This window comes from Bradyrhizobium sp. NP1, from assembly GCF_030378205.1.
Taxonomy (GTDB): Bacteria; Pseudomonadota; Alphaproteobacteria; order Rhizobiales; family Xanthobacteraceae; genus Bradyrhizobium.
The window spans coordinates 4,658,644-4,678,714 of the sequence record NZ_CP127385.1 but is presented as its reverse complement, the minus strand read 5'-3'; the positions used below and the strand labels follow the sequence as shown (position 1 = coordinate 4,678,714).

General features: G+C 61.1%; 23 protein-coding genes. 17 read left to right on the top strand and 6 right to left on the bottom strand.

Going from position 1 to position 20,071, the window contains the following annotated elements; all coding sequences use genetic code 11:
• Nucleotides 1-10 precede the first annotated feature (10 nt).
• From QOU61_RS22625 to QOU61_RS22610, 4 genes are all read right to left on the bottom strand, one after another.
• Nucleotides 11-412, bottom strand: coding sequence for a hypothetical protein (locus QOU61_RS22625; protein WP_289653416.1), 402 nt, complete (start codon nucleotides 410-412; stop codon nucleotides 11-13).
• The gene (locus QOU61_RS22620; protein ID WP_289653415.1) at nucleotides 409-1,248 is read right to left on the bottom strand and encodes an alpha/beta fold hydrolase; all 840 of its coding nucleotides are present in this window, start codon (nucleotides 1,246-1,248) and stop codon (nucleotides 409-411) included. The genes QOU61_RS22625 and QOU61_RS22620 overlap by 4 nt, the downstream gene beginning before the upstream one ends.
• Before the next feature lie 95 nt (nucleotides 1,249-1,343).
• Nucleotides 1,344-2,171 (bottom strand): NHL repeat-containing protein, encoded by an 828-nt coding sequence (locus tag QOU61_RS22615; RefSeq protein ID WP_289653414.1) that lies wholly within the window; start codon nucleotides 2,169-2,171, stop codon nucleotides 1,344-1,346.
• Nucleotides 2,172-2,192: 21 nt separating this feature from the next.
• Nucleotides 2,193-3,383 (bottom strand): thiolase family protein, encoded by a 1,191-nt coding sequence (locus tag QOU61_RS22610; protein WP_289653413.1) that lies wholly within the window; start codon nucleotides 3,381-3,383, stop codon nucleotides 2,193-2,195.
• A 388-nt stretch (nucleotides 3,384-3,771) separates the two neighbouring features.
• On the opposite strand from QOU61_RS22610, the gene QOU61_RS22605 reads away from it, so the two are divergent.
• From QOU61_RS22605 to QOU61_RS22550, 12 genes are all read left to right on the top strand, one after another.
• Nucleotides 3,772-6,621, top strand: coding sequence for an ATP-binding protein (locus QOU61_RS22605; protein WP_289653412.1), 2,850 nt, complete (start codon nucleotides 3,772-3,774; stop codon nucleotides 6,619-6,621).
• Between the two features lie 249 nt (nucleotides 6,622-6,870).
• Nucleotides 6,871-7,155, top strand: coding sequence for a hypothetical protein (locus QOU61_RS22600; protein WP_289653411.1), 285 nt, complete (start codon nucleotides 6,871-6,873; stop codon nucleotides 7,153-7,155).
• Nucleotides 7,156-7,540: 385 nt separating this feature from the next.
• The gene (locus QOU61_RS22595; protein WP_289653410.1) at nucleotides 7,541-8,116 is read left to right on the top strand and encodes a carboxymuconolactone decarboxylase family protein; all 576 of its coding nucleotides are present in this window, start codon (nucleotides 7,541-7,543) and stop codon (nucleotides 8,114-8,116) included.
• A gap of 69 nt (nucleotides 8,117-8,185) precedes the next feature.
• Complete coding sequence (locus QOU61_RS22590) at nucleotides 8,186-8,890, top strand: glutathione binding-like protein (RefSeq protein WP_289653409.1); 705 nt, start codon at nucleotides 8,186-8,188, stop codon at nucleotides 8,888-8,890.
• 44 nt (nucleotides 8,891-8,934) lie between these two features.
• On the top strand, nucleotides 8,935-9,495 hold the full coding sequence (locus QOU61_RS22585; RefSeq protein ID WP_502876806.1) for a 2,4'-dihydroxyacetophenone dioxygenase family protein: 561 nt from the start codon (nucleotides 8,935-8,937) through the stop codon (nucleotides 9,493-9,495).
• Nucleotides 9,496-9,515: 20 nt separating this feature from the next.
• Nucleotides 9,516-10,316 carry an alpha/beta fold hydrolase gene (locus QOU61_RS22580; RefSeq protein WP_289653408.1) on the top strand — a complete coding sequence of 267 codons (801 nt, stop codon included), beginning with the start codon at nucleotides 9,516-9,518 and terminating at the stop codon, nucleotides 10,314-10,316.
• A 12-nt stretch (nucleotides 10,317-10,328) separates the two neighbouring features.
• Nucleotides 10,329-11,270, top strand: coding sequence for a D-2-hydroxyacid dehydrogenase family protein (locus tag QOU61_RS22575; protein WP_289653407.1), 942 nt, complete (start codon nucleotides 10,329-10,331; stop codon nucleotides 11,268-11,270).
• Nucleotides 11,271-11,319: 49 nt separating this feature from the next.
• A complete protein-coding gene (locus QOU61_RS22570; protein WP_289653406.1) occupies nucleotides 11,320-12,435 on the top strand; it encodes an SDR family oxidoreductase in 1,116 nt (371 codons plus the stop codon).
• A 75-nt stretch (nucleotides 12,436-12,510) separates the two neighbouring features.
• A complete protein-coding gene (locus QOU61_RS22565) occupies nucleotides 12,511-13,260 on the top strand; it encodes an SDR family NAD(P)-dependent oxidoreductase (protein WP_289653404.1) in 750 nt (249 codons plus the stop codon).
• Between the two features lie 191 nt (nucleotides 13,261-13,451).
• Nucleotides 13,452-13,805 carry a hypothetical protein gene (locus QOU61_RS22560; RefSeq protein WP_289653403.1) on the top strand — a complete coding sequence of 118 codons (354 nt, stop codon included), beginning with the start codon at nucleotides 13,452-13,454 and terminating at the stop codon, nucleotides 13,803-13,805.
• A 55-nt stretch (nucleotides 13,806-13,860) separates the two neighbouring features.
• Nucleotides 13,861-14,298, top strand: a complete 438-nt coding sequence (locus QOU61_RS22555; protein ID WP_289653402.1) for a hypothetical protein — start codon at nucleotides 13,861-13,863, stop codon at nucleotides 14,296-14,298.
• Between the two features lie 172 nt (nucleotides 14,299-14,470).
• Nucleotides 14,471-14,653, top strand: a complete 183-nt coding sequence (locus QOU61_RS22550) for a hypothetical protein (protein WP_289653400.1) — start codon at nucleotides 14,471-14,473, stop codon at nucleotides 14,651-14,653.
• On the opposite strand, the gene QOU61_RS22545 is transcribed toward QOU61_RS22550, so the two are convergent.
• Nucleotides 14,650-14,805 (bottom strand): hypothetical protein, encoded by a 156-nt coding sequence (locus QOU61_RS22545; RefSeq protein WP_289653398.1) that lies wholly within the window; start codon nucleotides 14,803-14,805, stop codon nucleotides 14,650-14,652. The two genes, QOU61_RS22550 and QOU61_RS22545, sit on opposite strands and share 4 nt — an antisense overlap.
• 120 nt (nucleotides 14,806-14,925) lie before the next feature.
• On the opposite strand from QOU61_RS22545, the gene QOU61_RS22540 reads away from it, so the two are divergent.
• The 3 genes from QOU61_RS22540 to QOU61_RS22530 all read left to right on the top strand — a co-directional run bounded on the left by QOU61_RS22540 (nucleotide 14,926) and on the right by QOU61_RS22530 (nucleotide 16,454).
• The gene (locus QOU61_RS22540) at nucleotides 14,926-15,207 is read left to right on the top strand and encodes a hypothetical protein (protein ID WP_289653396.1); all 282 of its coding nucleotides are present in this window, start codon (nucleotides 14,926-14,928) and stop codon (nucleotides 15,205-15,207) included.
• A gap of 717 nt (nucleotides 15,208-15,924) precedes the next feature.
• Nucleotides 15,925-16,110 carry a hypothetical protein gene (locus QOU61_RS22535; protein ID WP_289653395.1) on the top strand — a complete coding sequence of 62 codons (186 nt, stop codon included), beginning with the start codon at nucleotides 15,925-15,927 and terminating at the stop codon, nucleotides 16,108-16,110.
• A 119-nt stretch (nucleotides 16,111-16,229) separates the two neighbouring features.
• A complete protein-coding gene (locus QOU61_RS22530) occupies nucleotides 16,230-16,454 on the top strand; it encodes a hypothetical protein (protein WP_289653394.1) in 225 nt (74 codons plus the stop codon).
• Between the two features lie 218 nt (nucleotides 16,455-16,672).
• Here QOU61_RS22530 and QOU61_RS22525 read toward each other — a convergent pair whose 3' ends face one another.
• Nucleotides 16,673-17,302 carry a TetR/AcrR family transcriptional regulator gene (locus QOU61_RS22525; RefSeq protein WP_289653393.1) on the bottom strand — a complete coding sequence of 210 codons (630 nt, stop codon included), beginning with the start codon at nucleotides 17,300-17,302 and terminating at the stop codon, nucleotides 16,673-16,675.
• A 291-nt stretch (nucleotides 17,303-17,593) separates the two neighbouring features.
• On the opposite strand from QOU61_RS22525, the gene QOU61_RS22520 reads away from it, so the two are divergent.
• Together QOU61_RS22520 and QOU61_RS22515 are read left to right on the top strand one after the other, a co-directional pair.
• A complete protein-coding gene (locus QOU61_RS22520) occupies nucleotides 17,594-19,459 on the top strand; it encodes a fatty acid--CoA ligase (protein ID WP_289653392.1) in 1,866 nt (621 codons plus the stop codon).
• A 142-nt stretch (nucleotides 19,460-19,601) separates the two neighbouring features.
• On the top strand, nucleotides 19,602-20,024 hold the full coding sequence (locus QOU61_RS22515) for a phasin family protein (RefSeq protein WP_289653391.1): 423 nt from the start codon (nucleotides 19,602-19,604) through the stop codon (nucleotides 20,022-20,024).
• The last annotated feature ends 47 nt before the right edge of the window (nucleotides 20,025-20,071 follow it).

Genomic DNA, 20,071 nt, shown 5'->3' with positions numbered 1-20,071 from the left:
CCACGAGCCATCACGCGCTTGCGGCCACGCTCAACTGGTATAGCCGCCCGGTCGCATCCAGGTCCTCCACGCGCCAGTCGCCGCCGACGCCGGCCATCATCCACCTGAGCAGCGCCCAAAGATCGGCGTCGATCTCCGGATCGTTCAACGGCTCCAACGCGTCGGGCAGGGCGTAGATCTCGATCCCGTCGGGAAATGGTTCCCCGCTGCGGCCGATGAAGACGAGCGCGTAGACCATTCCCGAGGGCGCCCGCACGTAGCCGGGGCGCGATAGGGCGTTCGTCTCCAGAGAGAACTGCTTGACGAAGAATTCGCGGAATTCCGGGTAGTGTCCGACGCGGTCTTCCGCGAGCACGAACGCTCTCCTCTTGCCTTCGAGCGTCGGATTTTCGATGACTTGAATAGGTGTCATGACTGCCTTCCCTCGATACGGTCCAGGAAACGGTTGATCTTGCCGGCGATCTCCTCGCCTGAGTCCTCCTGCAGAAAATGCCGGCCCGTCACCAGCTCGGGTCCCTCGGCGTGCGGCAAAAGCTCTTTGAAGCGTGTTGCGAACGTCTTGTGGTCGAAGACCTCGTCTTCCCGCCCCCAGACCAGCAGCGTCGGAAATTTCGACTTCTTCAGCTCGCGTTCGAGCCATTCGAAGCGGGCCAAGGCGCGCGCGCTTTTGTCGAGCGGGATCCAGCGCGGCCAGGTCCATGTGAGTAGACGCGATGCGGGATCTGGCAGGATGTTCTCATAGACGCTCTGGGCCTCCGCCCTGAACTTCTTGCGGTCGACCACGGAAAGATACATTCCGCGACCTGCAAGCGCGTTGTGACGTCCGAGAAGATAGGGTCCGACGAGGGGCGCATGCATCATGCGCCATGGGAAAATCCGCTTGTGGAACTCGGCCGGAGGCAGCGGCCAGGCCCAGGTGCTCATGATGACCAGAGCGCGGACGCGGTCCGGACTGGACAGGGCGAACCCGAGGCCAGTGGGGCCGCCCCAATCGTGACAGACGATGGTCGCGTTGCGCACGTCGAGCTGTCGCAGGAGGCCGGTTAGATTGGCGATGTGGCCGTCGAGCGTGTGGGCCTGTTCGCGGGTGGGCTTCTCGGACAGCCCGAAGCCGACCATGTCCGGCACGATCACGCGCCTACCCGCCGCAGTCAGCGGTTTGATAAATTTCCGGTACAGAAATCCCCAAGCCGGATTGCCGTGCAGGAGAACGACCGGATCGCCGATGCCCTCGTCGACGTAGTGCATGCGCCAGCCGTTGACTTGCTTGAATCTCGGCTCGTACGGCCATTGGCCGTGCGCGAACCGATGCTCTTCTCCCGATGTCTGCATTCCTTTCCTCCCTATCCAAAGAAGATCACGGCCTGGCCGTTGAGACCTGGTAGTCTAACGACCGGGCCCAGGGATTTGCCGGTCGCGAAATCGAACGCGACGACTTCATCCTGGGCGACGCAATACAGCTTTCCGTCCAGCCCGAAGCGTAGCCCGCGGGGTTTCCGGAATCCGATCCCACGATCCGGAGTCAGGACGCGAACGAGACGGCCGTCGGATCGGTCATATTCGCGGATGGTCGTCGCCGAGTCCGGAGCACCGAAGGGATGTTCGCTGCTGACGACCACGTTTCCGTTCGGTGCGATCGTAAGGTCGAGAGGGCCGAGATCCGGATCTTGGACCTTCCAGGAAGACTTGACCGTTCGCGCCGGATCGAACGCCAGAATCGTGTTGTCGCCTTCGCCGCCCGGGCCGATACCGGACGCGAGAAAGAGAGTGCCATCCTGCCCGAAGGCAAATCCGCGTGGGAATGGGACCACCGCGCTCGGAAGCACAGCTTCGCCGGCTCCATCGAGAGTGGGGGTAAAGGCCATGATCGTCCGCGCAGCGCGCAATCCGACATAATACCGGCCGTCGGGTCCGAAATTGCCGCCGCCTGGGTTCAGTCCGGGTATCGCGCCCGTCTCGCGCACCACACGGCCTTTGCCATCGAGCGCCAGAATGCGGTTTGCGCCGCTATTGAGGAAGAGCAGCGAACCGTCGACGCCGAGTCCGCGCGGGTCGATGATCCGGGCGTCCTCACTGAACGGGCCAAGCAACTCGCCGTCCGGATCGAATGCCAGGAGCTTGCCGTAACCCGGGCCATTCGCGCCCGAGGCGCTCGTCACAAGAAGGACCATCGAAGCCTCCTGTGCTTATCCTCAAGCGATCATCTCGAGGGCCAGAGCGATCCCCTGGCCACCGCCGATGCACATCGTGACGATACCTTTCTTGAGACCGTCCCGACGCATCGAATGGAGGAGGCGGGTCGTCAGCACAGCGCCGGTCGCACCGATCGGATGCCCGTGCGCGATGGCGCCACCCTCGACGTTCACGATCTCGGGCGGCAGCTTGAGCTCCTGCATGACTGCAAGCGCTATGGCGCCAAACGCTTCGTTGATCTCGAAGCGCTCGACGTCATCATTGCTCCAGCCTGCGCGCGCCAGCGCCTGTCTGACGGCGGGGATCGGGCCGAGCCCGAACATACCCGGTTCCACCGCAGCGATGCCGTACGACACCAGTCGGGCAATCGGCGTCAGACCGCGTTTGTCCGCCCAATCCTCTCCTGCCAGCACCATCGCCGCAGCGGCCGTATTCAAGCCCGGCGCATTGCCGGCGGTGATCGTACCGCCATCGCGGAAAGCCGGCTTCAGCTTGGCCAGCGCCTCGATCGTCGCGTCCGGACGGTTATGCTCGTCGACCCGGAACGTGCTCGGTCCCTTTCGCACGCGAACTTCGACGGGCACGATCTCGCCGTCGAATTTACCGGCGCTCTGCGCTGCAGAGAAGCGCCTGTGAGAACGCAAGGCCCATTCGTCTTGCTGCGCGCGGCTGATCTGAAACTTTGTGACCAGGTCTTCCGTGTGCCAGCCCGAGTGCGCGTCTGAGAAGGCATCGTTGAGGCCGTCGCGCAACACGCTGTCGTAGATGGAGCCGTCCCCCAAGCGGTGGCCCCATCGGCCGTGCGCGACCAGGTACGGAGCTGCGTCCATGTTCTCCATGCCGCCGGCGATGGCTGCATCCACCGAACCCATCAGGATTTCGTGTGCCGCGGAAACGATTGCCTGCGCGCCGGAGCCGCAGACGCGATTCACCGTCATGGCAGGTACCTGCACCGGAAGTCCCCCGTGGATCGCGGCCTGGCGCGCGGGATTCATCTTGTTGCCGGCCTGCACCGTGTTTCCCATGACGACCGTGCCTATCTCGTCAGGCCGCAGGTTGGAACGCTGAAGAGCGGCATTGATGGCCGCCGCGCCCAGTTCGACGGCCGGAATATCCTTCAAGGTGCCGCCGAATGTTCCGATGGCCGTTCGAACCGGCTCAACGATCACTACCGAGTGCTTCGATGTCATGAAAAAAGGCCTCCGCCGAGATGACGCGCAGGGAACGCGTGCCGACCAAATTGCGGCGCCGGCGACGATCTCGGCAGAGCGCTTATCGCAATAACGTCTATTCCTGCTAGGAATATACGATGCGCGCTTCCCAGAGAGCGCCTTTTCTCATCGAAATCGTGCGTCGCCAGGCTCCAAACTTGTCGACCTCGCACCGTCGGCGTATGCTGTACCTCCTTGTTTGTACTGCAATTTCGGCCGTATTCGACAGACGCTCCGATGAGTGGACGCGCTGGCGGCCGAGTCGCCCAAGGGAGGGAACGCGCGCTAGAATACGGCGGGTCCGGCGCGGGCAGTTGCCTTGCGCAAAGAGAGCCGCGATAGCGAGCTAACACCGCGGAATGCTTGTATGAACGCTCGTCGCAACATCCAGCCCGGTGACGTGTTTTCCTTTGGTCCGTTCAGTCTGTCCGTGGCGGGCAGGCTGCTTAAGAGGGCTGACGAGACGATACCGCTTGGCGGACGCGCCCTCGACGTCCTGATCGCCCTGATGGAACGGGCGGGCCAGGTCGTCAGCTACAGCGAACTGATCTCGCTCGCGTGGTCAAATGTGACAGTGGATGAGGCCAATCTCCGCGTTCAAATTGCCACCTTGCGGAAAGCGCTCGGCGGAGAGGAGGGGGCTCGCTACATATCGAACGTTGCCGGTCGCGGCTATTGTTTTGTCGCGCCCGTGTCGTGTTCGACGGAGCAGCTGACCGTTGCGGGAGGATCTCCGGACGGCGAGCAGCCCAGAAAACTGCCGCCGCCGTTGGCGCGGATGGTCGGTCGAGATGAAGCTGTTCGAGCCGTATCGGAGCAGCTCGTCACGGACCGTTTCGTGAGCATCGTCGGTCCAGGCGGCATAGGCAAGACCACCGTGGCCATTTCGGTGGCGCACGCATTGTTGAGCGGTTTCAGTGGTGCCGTTTCCTTTGTCGATCTGAGCGCGTTGACGAATGCCCAGCTCGTTCCAGCCGCAGTCGCCTCGGCACTCGGCTTCATGATCCAGGCTCACGATCCCTACGGCAGCCTTGTGGCGTTCCTGGGCGACAGGAAGATCCTCCTCGTTCTCGACAACTGCGAGCACGTGATCGATGCGGCGGCGAAATTGGCTGAACGGGTCGTCGGCGAAGCACCACAAGCGCATATCCTGGCGACCAGCCGCGAAGCGCTGCGCGTTGAGGGTGAACGCGTCCATTTGTTGTATTCACTCGATTGTCCGCCCGCGGAGAATGCCGATCTCACTGCCGCGGAAGTGCTGAGATTTCCGGCAGCTCAACTTTTCATGGAACGGGCTATAGCGAGTGGCTATCGCGCAGCGTTGAGCGACGTAGACGCACCGACCGTCGCAATGATCTGTCGTCGGCTCGATGGGATCGCCCTCGCCATCGAACTCGCCGGCGGTCGCGCAGGCTCTCTCGGGATTCGTGGAATCGCGGAATTGCTCGACAATCGCTTCAGTATGCTTTGGCATGGACGCCGAACCGCGCTCCCTCGACATCAGACGCTGAACGCGATGCTCGATTGGAGTTACAACCTCCTTCCCGATCACGAAAAGGCTGTCTTTCGGCGGCTCTCGGTCTTCGCGGGAGATTTCACGATTGAGGCAGCCTGCGCTGTTGCGTCGGGAACAGACCTGGATGAGGCGCGCGTTGCGGAGACCATCCAAAGCCTACTTGAGAAGTCGCTGCTATCGACCACTCAGGTGGTCGGGTCCGTACTCCACCGGCTGCTCGACACGACACGCGCATATGCCAGAGCAAAACTCGACGAACGAGGGGAAGTCGCTCACGTTGCCCGACTTCACGCGGAATTCTATTTCAAGTTTCTCCAAAGCGACGAGATCCTCCGCTCAAGGATAGGTAAGCACGATCTATCCGTATACGCACCACACGTCAGCAACGTGCGTGCGGCGCTGGAGTGGGCCCTGTCCGATCGCCGCGATTCGGCCTTTGGAGTGGCTCTTGTTGCGCAGGCGGCGCCGCTTCTGCTCGGCCTATCTCTGTTGGAAGAGTGCAGGCGCTTCTGCGAAAGGGCCCTGGCCATTATCAACGATACCGGCGATTGCTCGAGAACGGAGATGATTCTCCAGGAGTCGCTGGCGCTGGCGTCGATGTACACCCGTGGGAACCACGGCACGGTTCGCGCCGCGATCGATCGCGGGCTCGCGCTGGCCGAAGCGCTCGAGGACAGGCCCCGCCAATTGCAACTCCTCGCAAGCTTGAATCTCCTTCTCGTCCGAAAAGGTGACCTTCAGGGCGCCAGGGCGGCTGTCGAGCGTGGAAGGAGCGTAGCACAGGCAATTTCAGACCCTGCGGGCCTCATCTGGGCCGAGTGGATGATAGGTGTCTCGCACCACGTGAGTGGAGATCAAGCCGCGGCGCAGTCCCATCTCGAAAGAGGAATGTCGCTTGCAGCCGAACTCGGCTCGCATCACGCCAACTACTTCGGAACTGTCAATCGAATAGGAGCTATCGTGGCTCTTGCTCGAGTTCTGTGGCTGCGCGGGTTTCCCGACCGGGCAACAGGAACTGCGCTGAAGGCGATTGAAGAAATGAGCTGCGGTCGAAATCATCCAGTCTCTGTTTGCACCTCACTTCTCTATGGCGGTTCGGTGATGTTCTGGACAGGTGATTTCTCTAGAACTTGGAAATTGGTCGAGCAGTTGATCGGGTTTGCCGGACGACACTCGTTGGGACCCTATCGTGCCGCGGGGATTGGGCTGAAGGGCGAACTGCAGGTCGCGAGCGATGAGGTGCGGGCGGGAATAAAGTCATTGAGGGAGGCTTTGGAAATCATGCAGGTTGAGCAGTACAATGTGGTTCGCGGCACCCTCATGGGGGCGCTCGCAGGCGGCCTTCTAAAGGTGGGGGAGTTGGAAGACGCGCTCTTCACGGTGAATAGTGCAATTTCTCGATCGATCGAAACGGGCGCCGAATTTGACTTGCCCGAATTGTTGCGCATCAAAGGGCAAATCTTCGCAGCGCGAAAGGACCACCTTGCGGCGACGACATGTGTGAGGGAGTCGATTGCTAAAGCTCAGACTCAACATGCGCTCAGTCTTGAGCTCAGATCCGCCATGACACTCGCACGTCTTTTTCAGGACGGAGGCGAGGGTGCGGAAGCGCGTCAATGCGTGGCTGGTGTGTACGACCGATTTACGGAAGGTTTCGATACTGCGGATCTAAAATTGGCGCATGCGATCATAACGGCATAGCCCTAAATCGATGCAGCTTGCGTAGGTTAAGCAGAGACCTACAGGTGTAAGGGTCCGATTTACAAGTTTTTACATCATACAATGAGCAAAGGTTCGGCAACTGGGGCATGTTGTTGGGAATGATGTCAATCCCGACGGTCGCTGATTCATATGCCAAGCCCCCGTTCTTCGACGAATGGACCGACTACGCTTCCACCCCTAATTTCGGAGTTTGTGGGGGCTGCGAATAGCTTCGATCTGGATCGGTTGATGGCCACATTTGCCCATGACGCGCTCGTCAACGATCAACTGCGCGACTACTGGGGTGAGACGGCCGTTAGGAACTGGGCGGAGCGGGACATCATCGGCGAGAAATTATCGATCGCGGTTACAAAAGTTGTGAGTCACTACGGCAATTTCATTGTCACTGCCAATGTTGATGGAAACTTCGACAAGCGCGGCTTGCCGGACCCTCTTGCCCTGGCCTTTTACTTCACGCCCCACAACGAACTCATCGTCCAATTGATCATTCTGCGCAATCGTCACGATATCTGACGTTCACCAGCCGTCGGGTTCCCCAATTTCCAGCAATGTTTGCTCGCCCGTCACGATTTACAAAATCTTAGAACGTTTAACTCGCCTCCGACAAGAAGTCGCGCGACGTTAGCGTCAGCGCTTTTCCATTTTCGCCACGCGATCCGAAGAGGGAGCGGACGAAGCTAGACACTCCGCGCAAGGAGAGGAACGGAGAGCAATCGGGAGGACGTCTCGGGAGCGCTCCGCGGCCCATCGCCGCTGCTCAAGGGAATTGATGGCTCATTTGCAGAAGGAGACCCATTCCCCATCGGAATAAATAATATCGCCAGATCGCGTCTGCCGCAGCGCCGAGGAATGGGTGAGGGTGCGGTCCCACGTTGTGACCTCGAGAAGGGAGAGAAAAATGATCAACGGCTTCACGCTTCACGACACGAACACCGCGCCGGCGGCTTCCACTGAAATCCTCAACGGCGTTCAGAAGTCTTGGGGTTTCGTGCCCAACCTGCACCGCGTCCTCGCACAAAGTCCGGCAGCACTTGAGGCCTACAGCACCCTTTGGGGGATCGCCGAAAAGACGAGTTTCACCCCGCAAGAGCGCAACATCGTCTATCTCGCTATCATCTACGAGAACGAGTGCACTTATTGCATGGCCGGTCACACCAATCTGTCGCGCATGGCCAAGGTAGAGCCGGAGGCGATCTCCGCCGTCCGCGAGGGCCGCCCCATCGCCGACGCGAAGCTCGAGGCCTTGCGCCAGTTCGCGACCAAGGTCACCCGGCAGCGCGGCGTCGTGAGCCAGGCCGACGTCGCCGCCTTCAAGGCCGCGGGCTACGACAATCAGTCGGTGCTGGACGTGCTCGTCCTCGCCGCGACCAAGCTCATCTCCAACTACACCAATCATCTCGCCGAGACCCCGAACGATTCGTTCATGAAGGGCGCCGAGTGGAATGCGCCCGGCAAACTGAAGCCGGCCGCCTGACGACACCGAAGGCTGCCCTCGCTATTGCGCGGGGGCAGCCTTTGCACCTGGCGCACAAGGAGACCGGAGATGATCGAGCTCTACTACTGGCCCACGCCGAACGGCCACAAGATCACGATGTTCCTGGAAGAAGCCGGGCTAGAGTACGCGATCCATCCGGTCGACATCAGCGCCGGCGATCAGTTCAAGCCCGAATTTCTCGCGATCTCGCCGAACAACCGCATGCCGGCGATCATCGATACCGCGCCTGCCGACCGTGGCGAGGTAATCAGCGTATTCGAGTCGGGGGCCGTTCTGCTGTACCTAGCTGAGAAGACCGGCCGCTTCCTGCCCAAGGACGTGCGTGGCCGCAAGACCGCGACGGAATGGTTGTTTTGGCAGGTCGGTGGCCTTGGGCCGATGGCCGGTCAGAACCACCATTTCGGAGTCTACGCGCCGACCAAGATCCCCTACGCGATCGACCGCTACGTCAAGGAGACGAACCGTCTTTACGGCGTGCTCGATCGGCACCTCGAAAACCGCGCGTTCATCGTCGGCGACACCTACAGCATCGCCGACATGGCTTCATATCCCTGGGTCGTGCCCTGGAAGCGCCAGCAGCAGAATCTGGACGACTTCCCGAACCTGGGGCGCTGGTTCCATGCGGTGCGCCAGCGCCCCGGCACGCAACGGGCCTACGCGAAAGGCGAACCATACTCGAGCCGCCCTGCGGTTACGGAAGAGGGAAAGAAGATCCTTTTCGGGCAAACAGCGAGCAGGGCGTCGGTGGCCTGACGGAGGGATAGAACCTCGTTTCACGCGATGGAAGGAGAACAGCGATGAAGTCCTCGTCGGAAAACATGCAGGCGTCCGAAAGCAGGTCCATCGATCAAAGGAAGATCGCTTACCAGAAACCGCAGCCCATTGGCATGGTGCCGGATGTATTCATCGGCTCTGCGCTGGAGCTTAACGGGGACGAGCGGGAATGGGTCCCGCAATCGCCGACCGTCGCCTTCAGGCCGCTCGTGCTCAATGTGAGCCAAGGCTACTACATCAACATCCTTCGAGTCCGATCCTCGGGCGTGTTGTCGCGCCACCGGCATTCCGGACCGGTGCATGCCTTCACGTTGCGAGGAAGCTGGCGGTACCTCGAGCACGACTGGGTCGCGTCCCCTGGGGACTATGCGTTCGAGCCGCCCGGCGAGACGCACACGCTTGTTGTTCCCGATGACGTCAAGGAGATGGCCACGCTTTTCCACGTGACGGGCGGGTACACGTACGTCGATCCTTACGGCGAGGCGCTCGGATACGAAGATGTCTTCACCAAGCTCGAACACGCCATGCAGCACTACGAAGCCGTCGGGCTCGGCAAGGACCATGTGAAGAGGATCGTGCGATGACGAGGCGAGAGACTGTCGATGTGGATGGCGTGCCGATCAGCTATCTGACCGCCGGCAAAGGCGGACCCTTGGTTCTCCTGCTTCACGGAACCTATTGGAGCCGCGTCTGGCAGCCTGTGCTCGAGGGCATCGCTTCCGCCGGTCTCCGCCCAGTGGCGGTCGATTTCCCCGGCTTCGGCCGATCCGGAGGTGAACTCACTATTAGCGAGGCTTCGGTGCCGCGTCTCTCGGCTTGGCTGATACGTTTCCTCCAGGCGCTCGGGCATAAGGGCCCTGTTATGGTGGCCGGCCACGACATCGGTGGAGGCGTTGCGCAGCATCTTATGCTCGCAAAGGAGGTGAAGGTGCCGCGCGTGGCGGTCGTGAACGGAATCATGTACGACTCGTGGCCGGTGCCAGGCGTTGCCCGCTTCCGGGATCCGGCGGTCGCTGCGGCAACGACGCGCGACGATATTCTGGCTGCGCGTCGCGTATCGGTCGTGAAGGCGCTCGGACGACCGGCCAGCGAGGCCGAGATCGCGGAGTATCTCGATCCTTGGACGGATCCACGGGTCGCCCGATCCTGGCTGGCGCTCGCGGGCGCTGCCGACCATCGCTACACCATGGAGATGCTGCCGGCATTACTGCAGTCCAGGAAGTCAAAGCTCTTGGTGTGGGGCGAGGACGACCCGTTTCAGACCATCGACTATGCCGAACGCTACGCACGGGAGATCCCAGAAACGCGGCTCGTCCGGATCAAGTCGGCCGGACACATTCCGATGGAGAACAATCCCAAGGCGGTCGCGGGATCTCTGGCCGAGTTCTTCGTCGCCGAACGCTGAGGGAGGGGTGCAATGAAGATTGCTATCCTAGACGACTACCAGAACGTGGCGCTGCGGCTCGCTGACTGGTCTGACGTCCGTCGGTACGCCGAGATCGTCGTGTTCAACGACCACGTGGTCGAGGCCTCGGCGGTCATCGAACAGTTGCGACCGTTCGATGTGGTGTGCGTGATGCGCGAACGTACGCCGCTTCCAAGGGAGATTCTGCAGCAGCTACCGAACCTCAAGCTGATTGCTTCGACGGGACCGCGAAACGCGTCCATCGACAGCCAGGCCGCGACCGATCTCGGCATCGCGGTCACCGCGACGGGCTACGATTCTACCCCGACCATCGAGTTCACCTGGTCGCTGATCCTGGCGAACATGCGGGGCATCGACCGGGAGGCGGCGTCGCTCAAGGCGGGCGGCTGGCAGATCGGGCTCGGCTCGAACCTGCGAGGCAAGACGCTCGCGGTCGTCGGGTTGGGAAACATAGGAAAAGAAATCGCGCGGATCGGTCTTGCCTTTGGCATGAAGGTGATCGCCTGGAGCCAAAACCTCACGCAGGAGAAAGCCAGCGCCGCTGGTGCCACCCTCGTGGACAAGCCGACGCTGTTCCGCGAAGCGGACATCGTGACAGTCCATCTCGTCCTGAGCCATCGTACCAAGGGGTTGATTGGGGCGCCCGAACTCGCCCTGATGAAGCCGACGGCAAGGCTCATCAACACGTCGCGTGGTCCGATAGTGGACGAAGCAGCTCTGATCGAAGCGCTGCAGTCGCACCGGATTGCCGGCGCGGCGGTCGACGTATTCGACGTGGAGCCACTGCCCCCGGATCATCCGTTCCGGAAGCTGCAGAACCTCCTGGCGACCCCTCACATCGGCTACGTGACCGAAGATCTCTATCGGACCTTCTACGGCGATGCCGCAGCCAACATCACGAAGTGGCTCGAGGCCAACGCCGCGGCTGCGTAACCCGTCCTCACGCGCGACAAACACTTACTAGACAACGAGGATTGAAATCATGAGCACGGCCAATCAGAGCAAAGACATTCCGAAGAAGGTCTTGATCACAGGTGCTAGCGGCCTGCTGGGCGTCGCGGCCATCGAGAGGTTTCTTGACGCGGGTTGGGAGGTCGTCGGCGTCTCGCGCCGCAAGCCAGCGCTGCCGAGCGGCCGCAACGTCGACTTTCTGTCGGTCGATTTGCGTGACCAGGACAAGACCCGCGCCGCATTCGAACCGCTGACCGACGTCACACACATCGCCTATACGGCTCTCCACGAAAAGCCCGAGCTGGTCGCCGGCTGGTCGAGCAAGGATCAGATCGAGGCCAACAATGCCATGCTGCGCAACGTGGTCGAGCCGATCGTCCGCGGCGCCAGGAATTTCCAGCACATCAGCATTCTGCAGGGGACGAAGGTCTACGGCGTCCACCTGCATCCCATTCCCATCCCGGCTCGCGAACGTGATGCCCGCAAGGATCACCCGAACTTCTTCTTCGACCAGGAAGCCTATGTCGGCGAGATGGGTGCCAAGCGCGGTTTCAACTACACGGCTCTGCGTCCGCAGCTCGTCACCGGTCCCACCCCAGGCGCGTTGAATGTTCTCCCTGCCATCGGAGTCTACGCGGCGATCCGCCGCGAGAAGGGGGAGCCGCTCGGCTTCCCGGGAGGTCCGTCGTTCGTTTGGGAAGCCGCCGATGCCGATCTCGTTGCAGACGTGGCGGTCTGGGCCGCGCAATCGCCTCAGGCAGCGAATGAGGCTTTCAACATCACCAACGGAGACGTGTTTGAGTGGCGCAATGTGTGGCCGGGTATCGCCGAGACCCTTGGCGTCAAGGCCGGACCGGACATGCCGACGAGCGTGACGGCCTACCTCGCCGAAAACGCCGCGATCTGGGACAAGATCGCCGCGAAGTATGGTCTTCGCTCGCGGAGCTTGCGGGAGCTGGTCGGTCAAGGAGACCAGCATGCTGACTTCGCGTTCGCCTATGGCGCCCCGGCGGGACCGCGAGCCTTCGTGAGTACCATCAAGCTGCGCCAGGCCGGGTTCGCAAAGACGGTTGACACCGAGATCTCGTTCCGCAACGCGCTACAGTCTCTGATCGACCGCAAATTCCTGCCTCCGGCGTCCAAATGATGCGGGGTTTGTGCGCGGCACACTGGTCGCGAAAATCTCTGATCTGAAGGGAGCTGATCTGAAAGGAGAAGAATGATGCTCAGGCTACAGGGTAAAGTGGCGGTGGTTACAGGCGGCAGCAGTGGCCTGGGGCTCGCGACGGCCCAGCGGTTTGCGAGGGAGGGGGCATTCGTCTACATCACCGGCCGCCGACAGGACGAACTCGACATGGCGATTTCTCTCATTGGAGATCGTGCTGCGGCCGTTCGAGGGGACGTGCAGAACTTGCAGGATCTCGATCGGCTTTACGACAGGATCAAGAGTGAGAACGGGAAGATCGATATCCTGGTCGCGAACGCGGGTTTCATCGATCCGGAGCCGCTCGTCGAGGTCACGGAGAAGAATTTCGACCAGACCTTCGGCATCAATGTACGCGGGCTTCTCTTCACGGTTCAGAAGGCGCTGCCTCTCTTCCGTGACGGAGGCGCCATCGTCCTGATTTCGTCCATCGCCGCGTTCAAGGGCATTCCGCGCTACACCGCCTACAGCGCAACCAAGGCCAGCGTTCGTTCCTTTGTGCGCACGTGGACGGCCGAACTGAAGGACCGCGGCATCCGTATCAACGCGATCAGTCCCGGCGCGATTGACACGCCCATCATCGATGCTCAGGCGGCAACGAAAGAAGGCGCCGACGCGATCAGGGCGAGCTTCAGGGCTGCAACTCCGCTCGACCGGCTTGGCCGACCCGAGGAGATCGCTGCCGCCGCGCTGTTCCTGGCTTCCGACGAGAGCAGTTACGTTGCCGGCGCCGATCTCGTCGTCGATGGCGGATTGAGCGCGCTTTGAGGGTAGCTCGGCGGAGCCGTCTGTGATCATGCAGAGCGTCGGAGGCGCTTCTACAGTATCTCTTGAAGATCGATGGGAAACTAAGCTTCATTTTCGTCGACAAAATATTGCCGCAACGACTGCGGATGAGACTCCTGTGAAACCTTCGGCAGTTACTCCGTCCCGTACCTTCATAGAACGGAGCCATTGCCATGACACCACGACGTACTGACTTCGCCGACTTCGTACTCGACGTGTTGGACTTCACGGAGGAGAAGCTCCGGGAGGCGCTGCGGGACGAGACCTCAAGGGTCGGTGCCGTCAACGAGGCCGCCGGCGCCGTGCCCGTGCTGCGGGATCGCCTTCGCGAGAACGAGCTGGTGCAGACCCAGTTCATGTTGGTTCTCGGCAACGAGTTCTTTGAGCCGCATGCTTCCGAGCGCTGGCGCGACCTGGCTCGGATGCCGCGCGCCGACTTCGAGGCTGAAGTCGAGGCGTTTCTCAAGCCGGGCGGCGCGTTCGCGGCGACGCAGGCGATCGTGGGCGCGGCTCACGGATTCGACTGATTTTCGGTGGGGCCCGACTCGGATAGCCTGGCGCCTCTGGGCAGAGAGCGGGATCATGGCTGCCGATCCGAAGCCGACCGGGAAGAAGCGCCGGCGCAGCCCGCGCGAACTGGACGTCTACTACGTTGTGGCGATCGAGGACTGGGGTTGGGGCTATTCGCTCAGTCTCAACACGGACCGGCAGCCGATCGACCCCTACCATGAATTCCGCCATCTGCAGGTCCGGGGCAGGCTGCTGCATCCGAAGGGGCTGAGGACTGACCGGATCGACCTGACCTTGCTGCCTTCGAGGGACCTGGATCCGGAGGAGCGGAAGGCGCTGCGGCCGCTCGGCGTCGGATCTCTCGATGGGTACGGCGACCCTATCACCGGGCTCCTTCCGGTGCCCATGGATGCGCTGCCGCCGATCCTGCAAATGATGATCGGGGAGCGCTTCAAGTTCGTCGTGATGCACGGCACGAAGCCACCGGCGGGCGACGCTCCATGGCTATAGGTTGGAGATGAAGCTGGACCCGGACGATCTTCCCGAGGGCGTCGAGCTTCCGTATTGACCCGTCGGCAAGCCGATCGGCGCCTACGCCGTCGAACGTTCACGGACAAGTTTGCGACGACGCTTGTGCTCGAGCAACACAGGGAACTAAGCTGATCGTGGCAGGAAAGACAAAATGTCGGTGCTGCATCCGGTCCGAGAGCCGTGCCCGGTCTGCGGAAGGCCGATGAAGCTCGTCCGCGACGAGACGGCCGGTCGCGAGCACTATGTCTGCTTCCGTTGCGATGGGGATCCGCTGCACGACGACACCGTCAGAAGGTGGGCCGCCAGCCCGCTGAAGCCGCCGGCCGAGACCTAGTCGACCGCCTTTCGGAGCGCTTCCCGCTCGCGGCAGAGGTCGTCGATCTTGCCCCGCATGCGAACGAGCAATAGCTCCGCCGACGCTGTCGTGACGCCAGCGCGCTGCAGCATGCGGACCTCGCGCTCCTGGGCGCGGATCTGCCCGTGCATCCGAGCGGTCTCGTTGCGTAACCCCACACAGAAAACCTCATCTATGGCTATTCGTGTCGCCGTGGGACGTTCGGTGTTCCAAAGAGCGCACCGCCCATTCGGCTAGCTCAAATAGAGCAGATGACGCTGGACCAGATCGCGGCGTTTCAGTGCAGGATGCTGACCGATATCACCAGTGGAAGAATCGCGCCAAGAGAGGCCAGCATTATAGATCGCGCTCTTAGAAAACGGCTGAAAATGATTGAGCGGGAATTGGCTCTTGAAGCCGCGGAGGGCTTAGACGGTGAAGAGAGCGGGGCGGGGCTTCGGTCCCGCGCTCACACCGCCGGTGCGGACTTCAAGCCTGCCGCTTTCGCCCGGCCGGCCTTCTTCTTTGTTGTGCCAGGCGGAGCTTGCTGCTGATCCGGCTTTTCAACCATGTGCTCGGGCGGCGCCGACGGCGGAACGCGCCGGGCAAATCTAGCAGCCCACCGCTGTTCGCACTTTCTTTAAAGGTCCAGAGGGATCGTACCCATAACCCACACTCCAGGGCTCGCGGTCCTGCCCCGGCGTTACCGTCTCAACGCTTATTGTGATCTAAAAGGTCCGCTTCGGCGGGCACCCGGATGGGCGTGCACGCATCGATCCGGCAAAATCCCGCCACCAAAGCGCCTAACGACTCAACAACGCTTGTTGCAGCGGGCCGGGGGCGATGCGCGTGGGTGCTGCAATGATGCGCCATGGGTCCGATCTATGGCTGGGTGCGGCCCTGAGTGGGCTGCTGGTCACGATGCTCTTGCTTGGCGCGGTCCTCGTTCGAAGTGAGGTACCGGTTGAGAGAGGTGAACGGCTCATCGCTGTGCCCAAACACAGTGAGCCCAGCACCCACACCTCTGAGAGTGTCGCAGGCCTGAGAGGGTCGCTGCCGTAGAGAGGCTTTCTCCTTCTTGGTGTGGTGGCCGGCCTCGATTGACGCACGCCCGCGCTGGTCGCGCCCTTCGCCGCCTCCACCTCCGAGGCGGTTCGGGCTCGGCGGGAATTTATACTCGTAAGTGTGATCCTGTTCACATCTGGGGCCGCAGAAGGGTGGTACCGCTCCCCCTAGCCGGCGGCTTGTTCAAAACGACGGAGGGTTCGACCATGCCCGCCATTTTCGATTTTCTGTACCGTGAATATTGCCGTGCTCGCCTCGCCGAGATGCGGAAACAGCTATCCCTGATCCAGACGAACGGTCCTGAAATCCAGGAAACGGTTGGCAACGTCAGCGGCTCTGACGGCGCTACGCTTCTCGCGACCCCCGCTTCCGAGGCGCGGGTGCTGTCCTAGTTAGGACACTCGCGGAGGCACCGGGCTTTCGCGTTGGCGGCGGCCGCGCCGACGGCGAGACGACGGGGCCCATCTTTGCGGAAAAATTCGTTCGGGCCCGTGTACCCGGTGGCTGGCCCGTGAAGATTCGCGCGTCGGCGGGGCTTTGTATGAGATTTCCCTCAGTTTCCGGTGTCGTCACGACCGAAACCGACGTGGAACGGTTCCGCCGCGAAGCCAAGGAATGTCAGCAACTGGCGGAACGGGCGACCAGCCCCATCGATCAGGAGGCGTGGCTGCGGCTGGAAGACGACTGGATCAAGCTCGCGGAAGAGGCCGAGAAGAGACGGCCGGCTGGCGCGTAGGCCTCTATGGACTCTGCAACCTTGATGGACTGGACTGACTGAGCGCGAAAAGCGAAGCGCGATCAGCATTTAAACGGGGGTTGTGGTCGGCCATGCTGTGCCAAATGCAGTATCGCGCCGTTGAGGAGCGTCTTCCAGCGAATGCATTCCAACAACTGATCACATCCGTACTTCGGATACAGCTTTCCCGGATACCGATTTGCGAACGAACGCGATCGCTATTTTTTTGTCGTGGCGCTGCTGGTGGCGCCTCGCACCATTAGGGCGATCTGCCGGCCGACATCGTCGACGCTTAAGCGGCCGCCTGCGGTGTACCAGAACACGGTCCAGTTCATGGCGCCAAGGATCGACAGCCGGAACACATGCCGGTCGCAATCGGCACGCAGAGGCAATTCGTCGATGAGCCTCGCGAAAATCTGCTCGTATTCGTCGCGCTGGCGGACGAGTTTTCGAACACCTTTGAGATTGTAGTAGCGTGGCGGCGTGAGGATCGCGCGAGTCACGCTGCCGCCGAGCAATATCCGGCAGTGCGCAACGATGGCCTCGTCGAGCCGCCGCCAGGGCTCGTTGATTCCGGCAATGGCGGTCTCGACCTCCTGGCGCATCGCCGTAAGGCTCTCCTGGTGCACCGTGAAGAGCAGATCTTCCTTGGACGGGAAGTGATAGTACAGCGAACCGGACAAAACGCCTGACGCGGCTGCGATATCGCGGATCGACGTGCCTTCAAATCCATTCCGCGCAAACAGTTCGGACGCTGCGGCAATGATCTGCCGGCGGCGGTCGGGGCCTTTTCGTAACGATTTCGGCTTTTTCGTACGCGCCTTCGCACGCGCCAAGGGCTTCGTCATTTTCTTCTCATTCCGTCAATGATGAAGAACCCGGCCGCTAACATGAGACCTGGCAAACTCCTGGCTTCCGTTCGCTTCGGCGAGGCCCGCAGAAACCGTTTCAATGGATCGCCGACCTCTACACTTTTGCAGAGGTATTGTCGAGAATCGATCAAGCGACCGATAGGCGAAAACGATCCGTTAGCCGGCCGGTTCGCAGGACCTTCGCGCTAACGCCGATTCGCCGGCATCTCTGCTGGCGTGAGGCGGACCTGGAGCGCCCAGTGAGCAAAGCCTTTCATTGATCATGCGGTGCATCGATACGCGCGCGCTGGGACAAGCCCGCACTCTGCCCGGTCTTGGATTTGGCTTGACTTTCTATTCAACCAAGCGAACGATAGAATAAGAAATCGGATCGGCCTAGCTGCTTCCGACAGGGCGCGGAAGGGACGACAAGCCGAGCGGGCAAAAGCAGGCGAAACAGTTCCGCCGACATGGGTGCCGACGTCCTCTAGACCCAGGGAGAAATCAATGTCTGATTTCCTGATCGAGCATACGCCGTCGGCCTACAAGTACCCGCTGCTGATCAAACACCTTCTTCACGCGCCGATGGCACAGTCGGCCGATCAGGAGATCGTCTACCGCGATCTCAGCAGCTACACCTATAGCGACCTGCGCGAACGAATCGGGCGTCTTGCGGATGGTCTCACTTCGAAGGGCGTCCGTCGCGGCGATGTGGTCGGCGTACTGGATTGGGACAGTCACCGCTATCTGGAATGCTATTTTGCGATCCCGATGCTCGGCGCCACGCTTCAAACTGTCAATATACGGCTGTCGCCCGAGCAGATTCTGTTCACGCTCAATCATGCGCGTCCGAAGCTGCTGTTGGTGAACGTAGAGTTTCTTCCGTTGATCGAGCAGTTGCAAGGGCAGCTTGAATCCGTCGAAGGCATCATTCTGATGTCGGATGACGGCGTGTTTCCGAACTGCCCGATCAAGGCCGTCGGTCAATATGAGGAGATCCTGGCAAAGAGTTCACCCGATTTCACGTTCGAGGATTTCGACGAGAACACTCGTGCGACCATGTTTTACACCACGGGAACAACCGGCGCGCCCAAAGGCGTCTACTTCAGCCATCGCCAGCTTGTGCTTCACACGCTGATCGATCTGGTCGGATTCGGCTCGCCGGGGCGGCAAGGGCGGTTTCACCGTGAAGACGTGTACATGCCGATCACGCCGATGTTTCACGTCCACGGCTGGGGATTGCCCTATGCCGCGACCGCAGCGGGCGTAAAGCAGGTCTATCCCGGTCGGTATCAACCCGAACTTCTCTTGAAGCTGATCAAGACCGAGGGCGTGACGTTTAGCCATTGCGTTCCGACGATCCTGCAAATGTTGCTGTCGGCGCCCAACAGCAAGGACGTCGATCTTTCCAGATTGAAAATGGTGATCGGCGGCGCGGCACTGACCAAAGCGCTGGCCAAGGCGGCGATGCAGCGTGGCATCGACATCTTCGCGGGCTATGGCATGTCGGAGTCCGGTCCCATCTTGACGATCGCTCAGCTCAAGGAGCATGAGCTGACCGGAAACCTCGATGAGGAGGTCGAGCTTCGCACCAAGACCGGAACGCCGGTGCCGCTCGTCGACTTCCGCATCGTGGATGCCGAGATGAAGGACGTCGCTCACGACGGCCGCACCGCTGGAGAAATCGTCGTCCGCGCGCCGTGGCTGACGATGGGATACCTCAATAATCCGGCGTCGTCGGAAAAGCTCTGGGAGGGCGGCTATCTTCACACCGGCGACATCGGCACCATGACCGCGCACGGCGTCGTCCAGATCACCGACCGGATCAAGGATGTGATCAAGACCGGAGGCGAATGGATTTCGTCGATCGAGTTGGAGGACATCCTGCTCCAGATGCCAGGTCTGAGCGAGGCCGCGATCATCGGCGTTACGGATGCCAAATGGGGTGAGCGTCCGCTCGCCATTCTTGTCGTCCGTCCCGGCGGCAACGTGGATGATGCGGCTGTTCAGAAGCACGTTAAAGCCTATGCAGAAAAGGGCGTGATCTCGCGTTTTGCCATTCCGGACAGGATCAAGTTTGTCGAAGCGCTCGACAAGACAAGCGTCGGCAAGATCGACAAAAAGGTGCTGCGCGCGAAATACGGGGACGGTTAGCCTGAAGGAAGATACCCGGGCTGGTATCTTATTTGATCGATTATTTGCTTAATTGGGCGAAGTAGGTCTGACGATGATGAGAGCCAAACAGCGATGTGGGCAATGCAAACAGCTCCACGCATGAATCAACCGGGAGGGAAAAATGGCCGAGAAGACAGTCATCGATATGTTCGCCGATATGGCGAAGCAGATTAGCCTGCCGAAGATCGACTACGAGGCGTTTGTCGATATCCACCGCAAGAACATCGAGGCGATGCAGAAGTCCACTGCGGTGGCGTCGGAGGGGGGCCGTGCGGTTCTCGCGAAGCAACAGGAAATCCTGGCGGAGGTTGGCCGCGAGGCACGGCAACTGATCGCTGACTTCAGGCCAGGCGGTTCTCCTCAGGAAGTTGCGACCAAGCAGGCTGAGCTGGCCAAGCGAGTGTTCGAAGCGACAGTCAAGAATACCAGGGACCTCGCTGAACTGGTCCAGAAATCGAACAGCGAAGCGCCCAGGATCATTCTTGATCGAATGCGCGATAGCTTTGCCGAAGCGCGGGCGGCCATCGAGTCCAGGAAGGTCTGATACGCGAGATCCGCCTCGTATGAGGGACGGTACCGACAGGCTCTGCT